Origin of the sequence: Campylobacter sp. CNRCH_2013_0855, from assembly GCF_025773025.1 — a bacterium.
Taxonomy (GTDB): Bacteria; Campylobacterota; Campylobacteria; order Campylobacterales; family Campylobacteraceae; genus Campylobacter_D; species Campylobacter_D jejuni_C.
Map to the genome: position 1 here is coordinate 21,012 of NZ_JAKMTE010000001.1, position 16,369 is coordinate 37,380.

Here is a 16,369-nt window from a genome sequence, read left to right on the forward strand (position 1 = left end):
GATGAGTAGTATTTTATCGATTAAAGATATTGATCTTGCAAAGAAAAAAGTATTTATAAGATGTGATTTTAATGTTCCTCAAGATGAATTTTTAAATATTACCGATGATCGTCGTATTCGCTCAGCTATCCCTACTATAAGATATTGTTTAGACAATGGTTGTGCAGTTATTTTGGCTTCACATTTAGGGCGTCCAAAAGAAATAGCTTCAAAATACTCTTTAGAACCGGTTGCAAAAAGACTTGCGCGTTTAATGGCTAAAGAAGTCATCATGGCCAAAGATGTTATAGGTGAAGATGCAAAGAAAAAAGCTAGTGAATTAAAGCCGAGCGAAATCTTACTTTTAGAAAATTTACGCTTTGAAAAGGGTGAAACTAAAAATGATGAAAACTTAGCTAAAGAACTTGCTTCTATGGCTGATGTTTATATTAATGATGCTTTTGGGGTTTGTCATAGAGCCCATGCTAGTGTTGAAGCTATCACTAAATACTTTGACAATACAAACAAAGGTGCGGGATTTTTACTCCAAAAAGAAATCGAGTTTGCAAGCAATCTCATCAAACATCCTGCACGACCTTTTGTAGCGGTAGTGGGTGGTTCTAAAGTAAGTGGGAAATTACAAGCTTTAACTAACTTACTTCCAAAAGTAGATAAGCTCATCATAGGTGGAGGTATGGCCTTTACTTTCTTAAAAGCTCAAGGTTATGATATAGGAAATTCTCTTTTAGAAGAAGATTTAATTGAAGAAGCAAATAAAATCTTACTCAAAGGTAAAAATCTAGGGGTAAAAATTTATCTTCCTGTAGATGTTACAGCAGCACAAACTTGCTCTCAAGAAGCAGTGATGAAATACACCCCTGTACAAGAAATTCCTGCCGGTTGGATGGGACTTGATATAGGTCCTGCTAGTGTAAGATTATTTAAAGAAGCACTTTCTGATGCTCAAACTATATGGTGGAATGGACCTATGGGGGTTTTTGAAATTGATAAATTCTCAAAAGGTAGCATTAAAATGAGCCATTATATTAGCGAATCTCATGCAACAACTGTAATAGGTGGTGGTGATACTGCTGATGTTGTGGCAAGAGCAGGTGATGCTGATGAGATGACTTTCATTTCAACTGGCGGTGGAGCATCATTAGAACTTATAGAAGGCAAAGAGCTTCCTGGTGTAAAACCTTTAACCATAAAGGATAATGAATGATTTTTGCAGCAAATTTAAAGTGCAATCATACAAGATCAAGCTTTGAACTTTATGCTCAAGAATTAAATCAAAATTTAAACAAAGAAGATGAAATTTTCATCTTCCCTCCTAGTATAGCTTTTTTAAAAGAAAATTTTTCCTTTCAACAAGGCGCGCAGAATTTCTACCCTTGTGAAAATGGAGCGTATACTGGAGAAATAGGTAAAATTCACTTAGAAGAATTTAACATCAAGAGTGTTTTAATCGGTCATTCTGAGAGAAGAGCTTTAAGTGAAGATGAAAGCTTTTTAAAGGCTAAATTTGATTTTGCAAAAAATCTTGATTTTAACATCATTTATTGCATAGGTGAAAGTTTAGAAACTAAGAATGCCAACAAAAGTTTGGATTTTTTAAAAAAACAAATTGAAAATATTGACTTATCTTATAAAAAACTTATTATAGCTTATGAGCCTATTTATTCTATAGGCACAGGAGTTAGTGCTAATCTTGATGATATTAATACCATACTTAATTTTTTAAGAGAATTTACTAACGCTAAGCTTTTATATGGTGGAAGTGTTAATCAAAGCAATATTAAAGAAATTTGTGCTTTAAAAAATTGTGATGGAGTATTGATAGGTTCAGCTGCATTAAATGCAAATGATTTTTTAAATATGATACAAATAACCAAAGGTTAAAAAATGTCTTTAAGCAATGAAGAGTTAAAAAGCATATTAGAGCATAAAATCGCTCTATTAGAAAACTCACACAAAGAAGAAAAAAATATCTCATTAGAGGCTGTAAATTCTATCATTAAAATTTTAGGTTTGCCAAGTGATTTTAACCCTTTGGCACATAGATATTTCCAACTTCACACCCCACCTAGCCTTATATGGCTTCATTTAAGCGAATGTACAGGGTGTAGTGAAAGTTTGCTTAGAACTTCATTGCCTGACTTTTTAGATCTGATTTTTGATTTTATTTCTTTAGAATACCATGAAACCTTCATGAGTGCAAGTGGGCATCAAGCAGAATCGCATTTAGAGGAAGTTTTAGAAAAAAAAGATTTTCTTTTAGCTGTTGAAGGTGGGGTTTGTGCTATAGATCCTTTTTATCTAACTATAGGAGCACATGGTGAAAATGGATATGAAATTTTACAAAAATGTGCTAAAAATGCTAAAACAATCTTTGCTATGGGAACTTGCTCAAGCTATGGAGGAATTCAAGCTGCACATCCAAATCCCACCAAAAGCATAGGAATTTCTAAAGTCTTAGAAGAAAAAGTAATCAATATACCAGGTTGTCCCCCAAGTGATGTAAATATCATCGCAGCGCTTTGCTTTTATATATTATTTGAACAAGACATGGCTTTAGATGAGCAAAATAGACCTTTAGCCTTTTATGGAAAATGCTTGCATGATTTATGTGAAAGAAAAGCTAAATTTGAAGCAGGAAATTTCGCTCAAAGTTTTGATGATGAGAATATAAAACAAGGCTATTGTCTTTTTAAAGTAGGTTGCAAAGGACCTTATGCTTACAATAACTGCCCTAAAGTTAAATTTAACTCCAAAACCTCTTGGCCAGTAGCTGCAGGACATGGCTGTATTGCCTGTAGTGAAGAAAATTTTTGGGATGATTTTGGTTTTTATGAAAAACCTATGAGTAATGAATTTGCTTATAATGATTTTTCTATTATATTAGATGATAAAATAATTCATAATAGTTCTATCAACGAGCTTAATTCAGATAATATTTTACTAGATTTAGAAAGCGAAATTAGTGGGATTTTTTATCAAAATGATACAAAGATTAATTTTTTAGATTTTAGTTTTGAAGCTAATCCTAAAGTTTTTTTAAATAATTTCGCAAAAACCAAAATGGCTATGACTTTAGTGCAAAATTACCAAGAGCAATTTAAAACATATTATGATTTTATACAAGAAAATTATGATGATGAAAGCAAAATTAGCAATAATATCTTAGATTTATTTTATTTTATCTATCCAATTATTAGCGGAAAAAAATTAAGCCATTTAGATGAGTTTTTAGATCTTGCTTTAGCTTATAAGTTTAAACATCCTAGCAAATTTGATTTTAAAATCACAATTAATGAACAAGCAAAGCTTGATGTTTCTAAATCTATGCGTATGCCTTTGATTTACATTTTAGGTGGCTTAGATAAAGAAGCTATTGCTTTTGGATTGATTTTTTCTTTAAAAGAACATTTAAAACAAGCTTTAAAAGCATGCAAAAAAATACACAATAAAAAGCAAATTTTAATATGTGCAAAAAATGAAAAATTATTAAAATTATTTTGGGATTTAACGAGCATTTAAAGACTTAATGTTAAAATATTTATCTCCCTAATATTTGAAATTTGCAAAGTATAAAAACTTTGCAAATTTGTTTAAGATTGAGTTATTTTGACGATATAACTTTATCTTGACTTGAAAGGAATGTTATGCAAATTTCTAGTTATAATTCTCAAAATTTTTCTATGGATATTAAAACAAAAAATGGCAATCATCTTTCTTTTTCCATGTATGACAAAAAAGAAGCAAAATTAGACAAAGATGGTAACTCGGCTTCTTTAAGTCTTAGAAATCAATTTGGTTTTTCATTCTCATATAATGGAACCAAACTTTCACAAGAAGAAATTGAAGAAATAAAAGAAGCAGTAGCTAAAGTACAACCACAAATAGATGAATTTATGAAAAACTCAAGAGTAGGAACCTTAAAACCAAAAGAGCTTATCACCACTGCAATGAAAATCGGCAATGCCTTACCTGAACCAAAAAATGAAGAACATAAAAAAGCTACTTTACATGAATTATTTAACACCATGGATAAGAGTTTAAACAAAGAAATAAATAAAACAGACCTTGAAGATATTAAAAAGCAAATTTTCCAAGATAGTGCTAAATTATTAGAAGAAATTTGGGAACAATACAACAAGCAAAAAGAAGAAAAAAAAGAAGATAACAAAGAATTTGGATTTTATGCTTAAAAAGGAAATGCAATGGAAGTAAAAGATATTTTAAAAAGCATGCTAGAACTCCAGCAAAAATTAAACGATGATACCAATGGCATAGGTTGGGAAAATGGTTATACTAAAGAGGGTAAATTAATTAGTTTTAGAAGATGCATTTATATGGAGTGTGCTGAGCTTATTGATTCTTTTGCTTGGAAACACTGGAAAAGCATATACACTCCTGCAAACTGGGACAATGTACGCATTGAAATAGTGGATATATGGCATTTTATTTTAAGTTTGATTTTAGAAGAATATAAAGAAAAACAAATCAATGATAAAAATTTTATCGCGGAAGAAGTTTCTTCTGTAACTTTTTTTGATGATTTTTGTAAAGAAACTTCCAATCCAAATGAAGCAGATATTTATGGAATTTTAAATGATATTGAACTTATTATCCATAAGTGCAGTGGTTTTGATTATGATTTAGGTGAGCTTTTGAGTGTGTATTTTGTTTTAGCTAGAAAATGTGGTTTAAATTTCTATGAACTTTATAAAATCTATATTGGAAAAAATATTTTAAATCAATTCAGACAAGAAAATGGCTACAAAGAAGGTACTTATAAAAAAACATGGAATGGCACAGAAGATAACGAAGTTTTAAATCGAATTTTAAAAGAAACACTAGATTATAAAGAAATTTATCGAAAACTTCAAGAAAATTACAATCAAATTAAATGAGTATATTATATCTAAGCTTGCAAGATTTTCTTAGCAAGCCATTTTTAAAATTTTCTCTTTTGCCTTTCTTAATCAGTATAATTATTTTTGCTTTTCTTATATATTATAGTTATGATATATTTTTTTCTTATATAGAAGATGTAGTTAGCGGATCTTTTATGGCTTGGTTTTTTAGTTTTTCCATAGTGCAATTTTCACTTGCATTTTTGAGTGCCATAGGTGGGTTTTTTATAGTGGTATTTGCCTCAGTGTTTTTTACCATGCTGATAATTTCTTTTTTAACTCCTTATATTGTTAAAAAGATTAATCAAAAATATTACAACTATCCCATACAAAAAGAAGTAAATTCTTTAGAAGTTTTACTTAAAACATTCAAAATTATACTCATTTCATGTGTGTTATTTGTGATAGCTACTTTCTTGTTAATTATACCTTTTATTAGTATTGTGATTTATTATGGAGTATTTTATTATTTATTTCACAAACTTTTATTATTAGACGTATTAAGCAATGTTTTAGATAAAAACAACTTTGATGATTTTTATAAAGACTCATCACCTTTATACTTTAAAATCATCACTCTAATCTTTTTTGCTTTATCAAGTATTCCTTTGCTTGGTTTATTTTTGCAAGTATTTTATGTGATTTTTCTAACTCACTTAAGTTATCAAAAAATTTTAAAACTTAAAGCTAGTAATAATGGATGAAAGAATTAAAAATTTCATCCTTTCTCAAAAACTTTTAAATTTAAGTATGCTTGATGAGGATGGTGGAGTATATTGTGCAAGCTGTTATTATGCCTTTGATAGTCAAAATTTAGCTTTAATCTTTGCTAGTGAAGAACGCACTAAACACGTTCAGCTTGCTCACAAAGCACCCAAAGTAGCAGTTAATATAGCATTAGATACAGATATTATTAATCTCATTAAAGGGGTGCAAATTAAAGCTCTTTTTCAAAAAGCTACCAAAGAACAAGAAAAAATATATTATGAAAAATTTCCCTTTGCAAAACTTGCAAAAGCTTGTGTTTTTGCTCTAAATATACAATGGGCAAAATACACTGATAACAAAATTCTACTCTCCAAAAAATTAGAATTTTTTATTTAAAATAATATTAAAAATATAATATTTTTTAATTAAAATAAATATTTTTTATAATTATTTAAATGTTTTTTGAATAAAATCTTATAAATTATTATAATCACAAAGCTAAAAATTAGCTTTCCAAGGAGAAAATATGCTCTCTTCAGCAAAAAAATATCTACTAGGTAATTTTTCTAATAAAATAGCCTTTTTGGTTTGTATCTTTGTTGTAGTTTTACTATGCGTTTTAGGTATTTTTAACTATGTTAAGTCTAAATCCAATAGCCATACACTACTAGTTCAGTTTCAACAAAAAGTTGCCTTTGATGTGAGTAAAAGATTTGATTTATATGCAAGCGACAGACGCAATGTGATTAATTCCTTAACAAAATACATTAAAGAAAATAAAAACAATCTAACACCAGAACAATACACTAGTTTACTAAAATCCATAGGAGATTCTTTAGGTTTTGACTTAACTTATGTAGGCTTTGAAGATGGTAAAATATACAGATCCAATGGAAACAACCAAACTCCAGAAAGTGGATATGATCCTAGAGCTAGAGGTTGGTACAAAGAGGCTAAAGAAAAAAAAGAGTTAATTGTTACAGAACCTTATATATCATCTAGTATGAAAAAACCTACAATTTCTTATGCTAGTCCTATTATAGAAAATGGAAAAGTTATAGGAGTAGTGGCTGCTGATTATGATTTGAAAAAATTCTCAGAGGAAGTTTTAGCCATAGGTAAAACACCTTATTCACATGCAGCGGTTTTGGCTCATGATGGAACTTATCTTTTTCACACTGATTCATCTAGAATTTTAACATCGACTGAAATTAGCAAAGATATTATTTCAAGTTATTTTAAAACACCTGAAGGTTTAAATAAAACTCTTTCTAAAGACATTTTCAAAGTTCAAACTAAAGAAGAAGGAATTAAAGCTTTAATTTGTAATGGTAGTATTAATCCAAAATATACTATTTGTAGTATAGCTGATTATGACTTTTATAGTGACACAGCTAAACAAACACTAATAGAACAAATTATTATTTCATTAATTGCTATTTTCATAACTTTAGTATTTATTAGAATGATTATTTCTTATAATCTTAAACCTATTGCAATTATTTCATCAGGATTACATAATTTCTTTAACTATCTAAATCATAAAGATGTCCATTCTCATCCTATCAAACTTAAAACACAAGATGAATTTGGAAAAATGGCTGATGAAATCAATGAAAATATTGAAATTATTAAAGAGGCGTTAAGCAAAGATGCAAAAGCTATTGAAGAATCTGTAAGTGTTGCTAGAAAAATAGAAACAGGTGAGCTTGATTTGCACATTAGCTCTCACGCCAACAACCCTCAAATTCAAGAACTCATAGAAGTTTTAAACAAAATGCTTACCACCTTACAAGCAAAAATAGGTCGTGATTTAAACGAAATTCAAGCCGTGTTTGATAGTTATAAACATTTAGATTTTACAGCAGCTATCAACACACCAAAAGGCGATGTAGAAAAAGCAATCAATGCACTAGGAAATGAAATTAAGAATATGCTCTCACAATCACTTAATCAAGGTGAATTACTAAATCAAAAAGCTGAAGCACTCAAACAAAGCATGCAAGAGCTTACCAATGATGCTACCCATCAAACATCATCATTGCAAGAAAGTGCAAGGGCTTTAGAGCAAATGAACTCAGCAATGAGTGAAATTTCCATTAAAGCACAAGATGTGGTAAAACAAAGCAATGACATCAAAAGCGTAACCACAGTAATTTCAGATATAGCTGAGCAAATTAATCTCCTTGCATTAAATGCTGCTATTGAAGCTGCACGTGCAGGTGAGCACGGTAGAGGCTTTGCTGTTGTTGCGGAGGAAGTTAGAAACCTAGCAGAAAGAACTCAAAAGTCTTTAGGTGAGATTGAAGCTAATACTAATATCTTAGCTCAATCCATTAGCGATATGGGAGATTCTATCAAAGAGGAAGCAAATGATATTAGTCAAATCAACGAATCGGTTGCTACTATAGAAAAACTTACACAGCAAAATTCTCAAACAGCTATACGAACTAATGCTATTGCCAATGAAGTAGATTCCTTAGCACAAGATATATTAAGCGAAACTAAAAAAAGAAAATTCTAAAACACAAAAGATGCCTTTTAGGCATCTTTTTTATTAAGAAAAAGAAGGTCTAATTTGCTCTAGCCAAGCATCAATTCTACTTTCTGTTAAATCTTCATGATTGTCATTGTCCAATGCTAATCCTACAAATTTATCACCTTCTACAGCATCACTTGCTTCAAAAGTATAACCACCTGTAGAAACAGCACCAACTAAATTTGCGCCTGCTGTTTTTAAAGCTTGAGCAAGTTTACCCATAGCACTACAATAAGTATCTGAATAACTTTCACTATCTCCCATACCAAAAACTGCAACAGTTTTGCCACTAAGATTTAAAGCAGAAAAATCAAAACCATCCCAATCATCTTGAAAATCACCACTTCCCCAAGTAGAAGTACCACAAATTAATTTATCATAAGAATTTATTTTTTCTGCATTAATATCTGCAATATTTAATACATCAGAAATTCCTAATTTTTGAGCAATCATATTTGCTGCACTTTCAGTATTACCCATAGAGCTACCATAAATTACTGCTATTGACATTTAACATCTCCTTAAAATTTGATTATTAATAGTATAGGGGACTAATTTTAGCAAAGTTTTGTTATTTTCACATAAATTATGTCTTATTTCTTTGTGTTGAGTGAAATTTTTATTTCTTGGATACACAATATAAAACCTTTCAAAAGAATTATCTTTTATAAATTGCAAGGCAAGCTCTATATCTTTATCATTATCTTTATAAAATAAAGGCATAACCGCTATTTTTTCATTGATGATAATAATATTTTTACAAATCTTTACTTTGGATTTAGTATTGCTTTTACAAATTTTATCATACACAAAAGCTTCAAAAGCCACTTGCAAAGGCAAAGTAAAACTAGATGATAAAAACACATTTTGTATTAATTTAGCTAAAGCATATTTTGGTATATTTGATTCAAGCTGTATTTTATTTAAATTTCCTTCTTTATATGCTTTGATGATTTTATGAGAATATGGACAAAATTGCTTTACTTTACTAAATCTCAAAGTTCTTTCTGTACTCATATTTTGAATTTTTAACTCAAAAATATTTCTTAAACAACTAGCTTGTTTTGCATAGATATAAGGTATTTTTAATTCGTTTTCAACCAAAGAATTATATAAATTTAAAAAAATATAATGAATACTTTTTCGCTCTAAATCTCTAAATATTTTAGGTATAAAATCCTCTTTTTCATTAAATCCAAACATATTAATCCTTTTTTGAACACTCATATGTTTGATCAAGACCAAAAACCTTACAGTATTCACAATACACACAACTCACACTGCGTTTAGCACAAACTAAAGGTATATTGCGTTTTTTTGCCTCTGTTTTGATTTTTTTCATAGTATTATGGTTTAAAAAACTAGTAAGCATAACTATACATTCAGTATTTTGAGGAATGGGTTTTCTATTTACCCTATTTTCATTTCTAGCATCCCAATGCTCTATATTTTTTGCACCTAGGTTTGTTAAAACTGCCTTAATTGGAGTTATTTCATCTGCTCCGATAACCAAAACTGACATTGAGCTTTCCTTTTTATAAAAATGATAATTGTTATTATAATTTATAAAAGATAAATTTTAACTGATACTCAATATCATTTTTAATTATATATTATGGGTTTGTTCAAAGATATCTGTATGTAAAATTTCTTCTAAGACTACCGTAGCATACGAGCCTTTTTGTAAGAAAAATTCCAAAGTAAAATGAGCTTTTTCTTCATCATAATGACTTTTGCAATCTTGCAAATAAGACCACATAAAGCGTCTTGAACCTTGTATCTTATCTTTAAACTCATATGCAAAAGAAAAAATCTCATCTTCTAATTTTTTAGCTAAACCTTCGTTTGCTTCATAAGCTTTAGAACCTATTAAAAGACCCATTGCGCTAATATCTTTTTGATTAAATCTTTCTACTTCACTTGATAAATCTTCACATATAAAACATTTACCAAAAGGGTAATGTCCTAAAACTTCGCCCTTTAAAAGCTTAAAAAACTGCTTTTGATTTTTTAAACTTTTGATTTCATCTTTTTCTAAATCATAAATTTGTTTTATTTCTTTTTCACTAAAATCATTGATAAAATGTGATAATTCTACTCTTTTGCTCAAATATCTATTAAAAAGCTCACTTTGAAAAGCAGAAATTAAAAATTCTTGCATTTTTTTATTTTTGATTTTTTTACCTTTTAAAATTTCTAGTCCTTGTGAAAAATTATCTTGAAATTTACCAAAACGCTGATATCCAAAATAATTAGCAAAACCTTGTTCTTGGATATTTTTGAAAGCTTGTTCTATTTTTAAAGCATCTACTTTTGAAACTTTTTTTAATCTTATAAAAAATGAATTTCCTTTCAAATGCCCTATTCTAAGTTTATTATCATGATAAAAACTTTCTAAAATTTTCATCTTATCATGTTTAAAATTTTTTAAACCTTCTTCAAATTTTTTAGGCATAGAAATATATTGAAAAGTTAAACCTTGTTTATCTTTTAAACCACTATAACCAAAATCTTTCATTTTAACACCACTTTGCTCACTTAAAATTCTCAAAGCTTCACTAGTGCTAAGATCCTTTTTTTGTATATGCAAAATTAAATGTTCACCTTTACCACTAAATTCATACAAAGGCTTTTCTCTTACTACAAAATCATTGCTATTTTTCGAAAAATACACATTTATCGGGCTATGTTTTAAAGCATATAGGGGTTTAAAAATGATGTTCTCTTCCATAAAATTTATACCTTCCTGTTGTTGTTTTTGCAAAAATATTTAGTTTAACTCTATGCTTTTTAGCTATATTTTGTATAAATGCTTTATGTTTTTTATCAAAAGCAAATAAAATTTCATATTCTTCTGCACTATTTAAGCTAAATTTATCTAATTTTTTAAGGAATTTTATACTAAGTTGGTTTTGAAATAACATTCTTGATAAGTCTTTATTCAAACCATCTGAAATATCCATACTCACTCTAACTTTTTTTGCTATATCGTAAAAAAATTTCTGCCTTAAATTTGGTTTTATAAAACGATGTTTAGAATGTAATTTTCCACCGCGAAATAGTATATTTAAACCTTTTAAACTCTCACCTAATTTCCCACTAAAAGCAAACAAATCTCCTTTTTTTAAACCTTTTCTAAAAATAGCCCTTTTATTTACTTTAGAAATAATAGTTACACTAATATTGATTTTCTTATCTGCTATGGTATCTCCGCCTATAATTTGCACCCCAAATTCTTTTGCACTATCTAGCAAACCTTTTTGCAAAGCTTTAACTTGTTTCATATCTAAACATTTTGGTAAAGAAAGCCCCAAAAGAGCGTATTTTGGTGTAGCATTCATAGCAATTGTATCAGAAATATTAACAAGCATAGCCTTTGCACCAATTTGCTCTAAACTCATCCAAGAGCGTTTAAAATGCACATCTTCACAAAATAAATCTTTAGAATAACAATATCCATCGATGATTGCCCCATCATCTCCATTGATAGGATTAGCAAAGGCATTGATAATAAATTTTTCTTTATCCATGTGAGTATTTTATACAAAAAGCTTTTAATTTTATATAATAATCAAATTTTTATAAGTTTAAAATGTATATAATGAAAAATAATACCAAGGATAAAATATGCAAATAACTTTAAGAATTTTTCGTTTTGATAAAGATAGTGATTATTTAGCTTATTATAAACCTTATGTTTATGATAGTAAAAATTTTAAAAGTGTTTATGATATTTTAGTGCAAGTGAAAAAAGATGATATATATTTTGACTTTGAAGAAAATCCAGAAAGTTGCATTAAAATCAACCAAGTTGCTATTAGACAAAGAAGAGATTTAAATAATATCATTGAAAAATTTGGAAAAGAACTCATCATAGAACCACTCGATACTAAAAGAGCTATTAAAGATTTAATCATGGATAAAGGCGATTTTTTAGAAAAATTAGAACTTTTTAAAGGACTTATTGATATACACGATGTAGAACTTTACAAACAATATGATTTTTTATATTATACAAGTGAAGCTAGAGAATTTTTACCTGAATATCTAGGTGATAGCTTTTTTATATTTGCTTATAAGATGTTACTTAAATATCCAGAAAAAGCACCGCAATTTTTAAAATTAGTCGCAGACGAAGAAAAAGGGATTTATTATCACACTAAATTTAAAAATTTTATTTCATCCAATGAACTTGATTATGAATCTTATATTAAAGAATTAAAAGTTATGCTTGTAAAATCAGGTCTTGCAAGAAATATATTTTAAGGAATAAAAATGTATAAAATTTATACTAACAGCAACAATGATTTATTCTGCCATTTTGATATTATCAAAAATATTTTAGATAAAATTAATGTTGAAAATGCTCTTTATGAAAAACCTTTAGGAAAAAATTATTTTATTATTGATTATGATCCTAAAGACATTTTAGATGAATATTCAAGAATGATGGGTGAGGATAATATCTTAGCTTGCGAATACAGCTCTTATGAGATTATGAGTAAAATTGAAAAAATTCAATATGCCCCAAAAGTTTTTTTAGATTACCTTAAACAAGAGCATATTAAGTATTTTTTTAATCAATTTAATATAGGCATATACCAAGGATTTTCGAATGCAAGTTGTTCTTTAGAGCTTGCTAAAATACTTAAAGCAAATATAATAGATTTTGAAAGAAAATACAAAAGTTGCGGTTATAGTTTTTTAAATTTAAACGCTGAGTTAGCTTATAAAAATGCAGCCGCTATTATGTTAGATGCTTATGATAGCGGTTGTGATTTTTTAGTAGTTGAAGATTTTTACTCTTTTTATATGTTTGATAAATGCTCCAAAGAACTACAAACTATTTCAAATAGGAATTTTGAAGATTTTTATATTTTAAGTTTTGCAGAACTTGCAAATTTAGCTCTAGGTATAGTACCATATACTTTGAAAAAACATAAATTAAAAGTGAGTTTAATCAATGAAAATCGCTCTTGAATGTAAAGATTTAATTTTAGAAAAAACTTTGGAAATTGCTTTAAAAGATTTTTTGGTTTTAAAAAAAGATTGTGATTTTTTGGTGTGCGATGAAAAAATCAACATGCAAAAACCACAATTTATCATTAATAAAAAATCAAACTTTTTATCTCATCCTTTTAATATAGAGGAATTAATTAATGCTTTAAATGATTTTAATACAAGTTTACAAAATATTGCCTATAAAATAGCTATGCGTGAGAAAAAAATCATGAATCAAAAATGTGAAGCCATTTTAGAGCAATTGCGTCAAGAAAGTCATGAAAAAATCGATGCAATATTTAATCTTTACAAAACAGAGTTAAAAAACCTCATCAAAGAAGAAAACAATAATGTATAAAACACAAGAATATCAAAGCGTAAAAGATTTTTTGAAAAATTACAAAGAAGGTAAAAAAACAAACTCAAAAAAACAAACTCAAAAAATTTACACCACCATAGAAAGTGGAATTTATAAGGGTAAAAAAATTTTACTTCCTGGCCTAGATACCACAAGAAGCACTAAAAGCATAGTAAAATCATGTGTTTTTAATGTTTTGCGTTTTTCTTTACAAGATAAGGTTTTTATAGAGGCCTTTGGAGGAAGCGCTTTGATGGCATTAGAAGCAAGAAGTAATGGTTGTTTAAAAAGTTATGCCATAGAAAAAGATAAAAAGGCTTATGAAATAGCTTTAAAAAACGCTTCTAGTGTTGATCAAAATACTCTTTGTTTTAATGATGATACTTTTAAAAAAACTCCTCAAATTATTCAAAATTCCAAAGAAGATATTATTTTATATCTTGATCCGCCTTTTGATATTAGAGAAGGTTTTTTTGATATTTATGAAAAAACTTTAAAATTGATAGAAAATATACAAAATTCAAATGTAAAAATCATTATTATAGAACATCACAGCACTTTTAAAACTCCAATTAAAATACAAAATTATGAAAAAACTAAAGAAAAAAAATTTGGCTCAACTACTCTAAGCTTTTACTCCTTTATATAAATTTGGAACTTTTTTTGCTTTAATTTATGAAAATAGCATAGATTAAAGGAAGAATCGATGAGAATATTATTTTTAAGCTTAACGCTAAGTCTAAGTGTTTTTGCAGCTACTATCAAAGAACTTACTAATGTGGTAGGTGTTAGAGATAACCAACTTATAGGATATGGTTTGGTTGTTGGCTTAAATGGAAGCGGAGATGGTACAAGTAGCGAATTTACTCTACAATCTATTTCAAATATGCTTCAAGGTATGAATGTAAAAATTAGCCCGGGCGATATAAAATCAAAAAACACAGCAGCAGTAATGGTAACAGCAAAACTTCCTGCTTTTGCAAGAAGTGGGGATAAGCTTGATGTAAGTGTAGCTTCTTTAGGCGATGCAAAATCTTTACAAGGTGGAACCTTACTTATGACAGCTCTAAAAGGTGTTGATGGAGAAATTTATGCAGTAGCCCAAGGTTCTTTGGCAATAGGCGGACTTAGTCCAAGACCTGGTGCAGCAGGAACACACTCAACCTCAGCAAATGTTATCAATGGTGCGGTAGTAGAAAGAGAAATTCCACAAAATTTTAGCCAAAGTGAAGATTTAGTTTTAAGCTTAAAAGAAGCGGACTTTAAAACAGCTAACAATATAGAAAGAGTTTTAAATACTATTTTTGATACAGATATAGCAAAGGCTTTAGATTCTAGAACTATAAAATTAACAAAACCTGAAGAATTTTCTCATGTTGAATTTATGGCAAGAGTATTAGAACAAGATATAGCTTATACTCCAGAAAGTAAAGTAATCATCGATGAAAGAACAGGAACTATAGTAGCAGGTGTAAATATAGAAGTTGAACCTATATTAATCACTCATAAAGATATTACTATAAAAATTGATCCAAACAATACCGTAGCTTTAGGACAAAATGAAATCGATATGAAAGATGGTGGTATTTTAGATCCCGTATCTAATACTTTAAAAATCACAAACAATAAAACAACAGTGGCAAACATAGCTAGAATGCTAAATAAACTTGGAGCAGCACCAAATGATATCATAGCTATTATGCAAAATCTAAAAAGAGCCGGTGCAATTAGTGCTGAATTAGAGGTGATATGATGAGAGTTGATAATTATTTAGCGAGCAAAAATTATAGCAGTGAGCTTTATGAAAGTATTACTAAACACAACAATAGCTACAAGGCTGCTAAAAACTATGCAGATAGTGCTTTTAAAAACGATTTAACTCATATACAAGCATTAAACGATGAAGATAAAGCTTTAAAAGAACAAACCGATGCTTTTGAAGCTTTTTTAATCAAAAGCGTTTTGGATATTTCTTTAAAACAAGAAAATTCTTTATTTGGAAAAGACGCAAGTGATGAAATTTATTCATCTATGTATAATGATACTATGAGTAAAGCATTAAGCGGGGGGTTAGGTTTTTCAAAATTATTATTTGATTATTTAAAAGAAAGGGGTTAAGTTATTTTTTTAAGTGTCGATATAGTTCTTAGAGTTTTTCAATAGAACTGGAGGCTTAAAATGATAAACCCTATACATCAAAGTTATGTAGCTCAAGTTGCTACTAATGATTTAAATAAAACAGAAAACAAAGAAAACAACAAGGCAAAAGAAACTCAAAAAACAGAGGAAAGTAAAGCATCTTTGATTGCTTCACAAATAAAAAATGGCGCGTATAAAATAGACTTACAAGCCACTTCTAAAGCAATAGCAGATTCTTTATTATAATTTTTATCCTTTTTTGGGTTAGTGCCTAAGAAAGGATAAAAAATGGTTAAACAACACTTAGACGAAACAAATTCTATTTTAGAAAAACTCATCAATCTTACTTTAGAAGATATAACCCAAATTCAAGCTGCTAATCACCAACATGTAAGCAAAAGCGTAGAGGAAAAAACTAAACTTGTAAATGACTTTCAAATTGCTAAAAAAAATCTTGATAAGGCTTTAATAGAACTTAGCAATCAAGGAAATAATAAAGGCTTAGATGAGCTTTTAGACGATGAAGATAAAGAAAAACTTGCACTTTTAAAGCAAAATTTAAACACCTTACATCAAAAAAATAAAGAATACGCTAAATTAGCTCTTATTATTAAAAATTTTTACGACAATCTTTTAAATACAATGTTTGAACAAAATGGAACAAATAATGCTTATGGAGATCAAAAAACAATTCCAGATTCATTATTTAAGATCAATGTTTAAAGG

20 protein-coding genes and 2 pseudogenes are annotated in these 16,369 nt (G+C 28.5%); 17 read left to right on the forward strand and 5 right to left on the reverse strand.

The genetic code is table 11. The annotated features are described in order from the left end of the window. The first annotated feature begins 1 nt into the window (after position 1). The 9 genes and pseudogenes from L8X40_RS00095 to L8X40_RS08535 all read left to right on the forward strand — a co-directional run. Positions 2-1,204, forward strand: coding sequence for a phosphoglycerate kinase (locus L8X40_RS00095; RefSeq protein ID WP_087700278.1), 1,203 nt, complete (start codon positions 2-4; stop codon positions 1,202-1,204). Next, positions 1,201-1,881, forward strand: coding sequence for a triose-phosphate isomerase (locus L8X40_RS00100; RefSeq protein WP_214099943.1), 681 nt, complete (start codon positions 1,201-1,203; stop codon positions 1,879-1,881). The genes L8X40_RS00095 and L8X40_RS00100 overlap by 4 nt, the downstream gene beginning before the upstream one ends. A 3-nt stretch (positions 1,882-1,884) precedes the next feature. After that, entirely contained in the window at positions 1,885-3,519 is a 1,635-nt protein-coding gene (locus L8X40_RS00105) for a hydrogenase small subunit (RefSeq protein ID WP_214125872.1), read from the forward strand. 125 nt (positions 3,520-3,644) lie between these two features. Then, on the forward strand, positions 3,645-4,190 hold the full coding sequence (locus L8X40_RS00110; RefSeq protein WP_214125874.1) for an ATP-binding protein: 546 nt from the start codon (positions 3,645-3,647) through the stop codon (positions 4,188-4,190). A 12-nt stretch (positions 4,191-4,202) separates the two neighbouring features. Continuing rightward, positions 4,203-4,895, forward strand: coding sequence for a dUTP diphosphatase (locus L8X40_RS00115; protein WP_214099940.1), 693 nt, complete (start codon positions 4,203-4,205; stop codon positions 4,893-4,895). Next, positions 4,892-5,602, forward strand: coding sequence for an EI24 domain-containing protein (locus L8X40_RS00120; RefSeq protein WP_261544978.1), 711 nt, complete (start codon positions 4,892-4,894; stop codon positions 5,600-5,602). Before L8X40_RS00115 ends, L8X40_RS00120 begins: the two co-directional genes overlap by 4 nt. Beyond that, a complete protein-coding gene (locus L8X40_RS00125) occupies positions 5,595-6,002 on the forward strand; it encodes a pyridoxamine 5'-phosphate oxidase family protein (RefSeq protein WP_087700289.1) in 408 nt (135 codons plus the stop codon). Before L8X40_RS00120 ends, L8X40_RS00125 begins: the two co-directional genes overlap by 8 nt. Before the next feature lie 130 nt (positions 6,003-6,132). Next, positions 6,133-6,786: pseudogene (locus L8X40_RS08530) on the forward strand (cache domain-containing protein); the annotation flags it as partial. A gap of 951 nt (positions 6,787-7,737) precedes the next feature. Next, positions 7,738-8,130, forward strand: a pseudogene (locus L8X40_RS08535) (methyl-accepting chemotaxis protein); the annotation flags it as partial. 33 nt (positions 8,131-8,163) lie between these two features. Here the strand turns inward: L8X40_RS08535 and fldA are convergent. The 5 genes from fldA to L8X40_RS00155 form a co-directional block, all read right to left on the reverse strand. Continuing rightward, entirely contained in the window at positions 8,164-8,655 is a 492-nt protein-coding gene (gene fldA, locus L8X40_RS00135) for a flavodoxin FldA (RefSeq protein WP_087700459.1), read from the reverse strand. Then, positions 8,656-9,348: a hypothetical protein gene (locus L8X40_RS00140; RefSeq protein WP_261544980.1), complete on the reverse strand. Its 693-nt coding sequence runs from the start codon at positions 9,346-9,348 to the stop codon at positions 8,656-8,658. Position 9,349: 1 nt separating this feature from the next. Next, entirely contained in the window at positions 9,350-9,667 is a 318-nt protein-coding gene (locus L8X40_RS00145; protein WP_087700457.1) for a DUF2325 domain-containing protein, read from the reverse strand. Positions 9,668-9,751: 84 nt separating this feature from the next. Next, positions 9,752-10,885 (reverse strand): tRNA pseudouridine(13) synthase TruD, encoded by a 1,134-nt coding sequence (truD, locus tag L8X40_RS00150; RefSeq protein WP_261529631.1) that lies wholly within the window; start codon positions 10,883-10,885, stop codon positions 9,752-9,754. Beyond that, on the reverse strand, positions 10,854-11,675 hold the full coding sequence (locus L8X40_RS00155) for a thiamine-phosphate kinase (protein WP_214099935.1): 822 nt from the start codon (positions 11,673-11,675) through the stop codon (positions 10,854-10,856). The genes truD and L8X40_RS00155 overlap by 32 nt, the downstream gene beginning before the upstream one ends. 97 nt (positions 11,676-11,772) lie before the next feature. Between L8X40_RS00155 and L8X40_RS00160 the strand changes: the two genes are divergently transcribed. The 8 genes from L8X40_RS00160 to flgN are packed head-to-tail and all read left to right on the forward strand — an operon-like array spanning position 11,773 to position 16,366. Beyond that, positions 11,773-12,411, forward strand: coding sequence for a DUF5644 domain-containing protein (locus L8X40_RS00160; protein ID WP_087700455.1), 639 nt, complete (start codon positions 11,773-11,775; stop codon positions 12,409-12,411). A 9-nt stretch (positions 12,412-12,420) separates the two neighbouring features. Then, a complete protein-coding gene (locus L8X40_RS00165; RefSeq protein WP_087700454.1) occupies positions 12,421-13,125 on the forward strand; it encodes a hypothetical protein in 705 nt (234 codons plus the stop codon). Next, positions 13,109-13,504, forward strand: a complete 396-nt coding sequence (locus tag L8X40_RS00170) for a hypothetical protein (RefSeq protein ID WP_263667047.1) — start codon at positions 13,109-13,111, stop codon at positions 13,502-13,504. Before L8X40_RS00165 ends, L8X40_RS00170 begins: the two co-directional genes overlap by 17 nt. After that, on the forward strand, positions 13,497-14,153 hold the full coding sequence (locus L8X40_RS00175) for an RsmD family RNA methyltransferase (RefSeq protein ID WP_087700452.1): 657 nt from the start codon (positions 13,497-13,499) through the stop codon (positions 14,151-14,153). The genes L8X40_RS00170 and L8X40_RS00175 overlap by 8 nt, the downstream gene beginning before the upstream one ends. 57 nt (positions 14,154-14,210) lie before the next feature. Next, entirely contained in the window at positions 14,211-15,257 is a 1,047-nt protein-coding gene (locus L8X40_RS00180) for a flagellar basal body P-ring protein FlgI (RefSeq protein WP_087700451.1), read from the forward strand. Further along, positions 15,257-15,622, forward strand: a complete 366-nt coding sequence (locus L8X40_RS00185) for a rod-binding protein (RefSeq protein WP_039617679.1) — start codon at positions 15,257-15,259, stop codon at positions 15,620-15,622. The genes L8X40_RS00180 and L8X40_RS00185 overlap by 1 nt, the downstream gene beginning before the upstream one ends. 60 nt (positions 15,623-15,682) lie before the next feature. Continuing rightward, positions 15,683-15,889 carry a hypothetical protein gene (locus L8X40_RS00190; RefSeq protein WP_039625456.1) on the forward strand — a complete coding sequence of 69 codons (207 nt, stop codon included), beginning with the start codon at positions 15,683-15,685 and terminating at the stop codon, positions 15,887-15,889. Between the two features lie 42 nt (positions 15,890-15,931). Continuing rightward, positions 15,932-16,366, forward strand: a complete 435-nt coding sequence (flgN, locus tag L8X40_RS00195; RefSeq protein WP_087700450.1) for a flagellar export chaperone FlgN — start codon at positions 15,932-15,934, stop codon at positions 16,364-16,366. Positions 16,367-16,369: the final 3 nt, after the last annotated feature.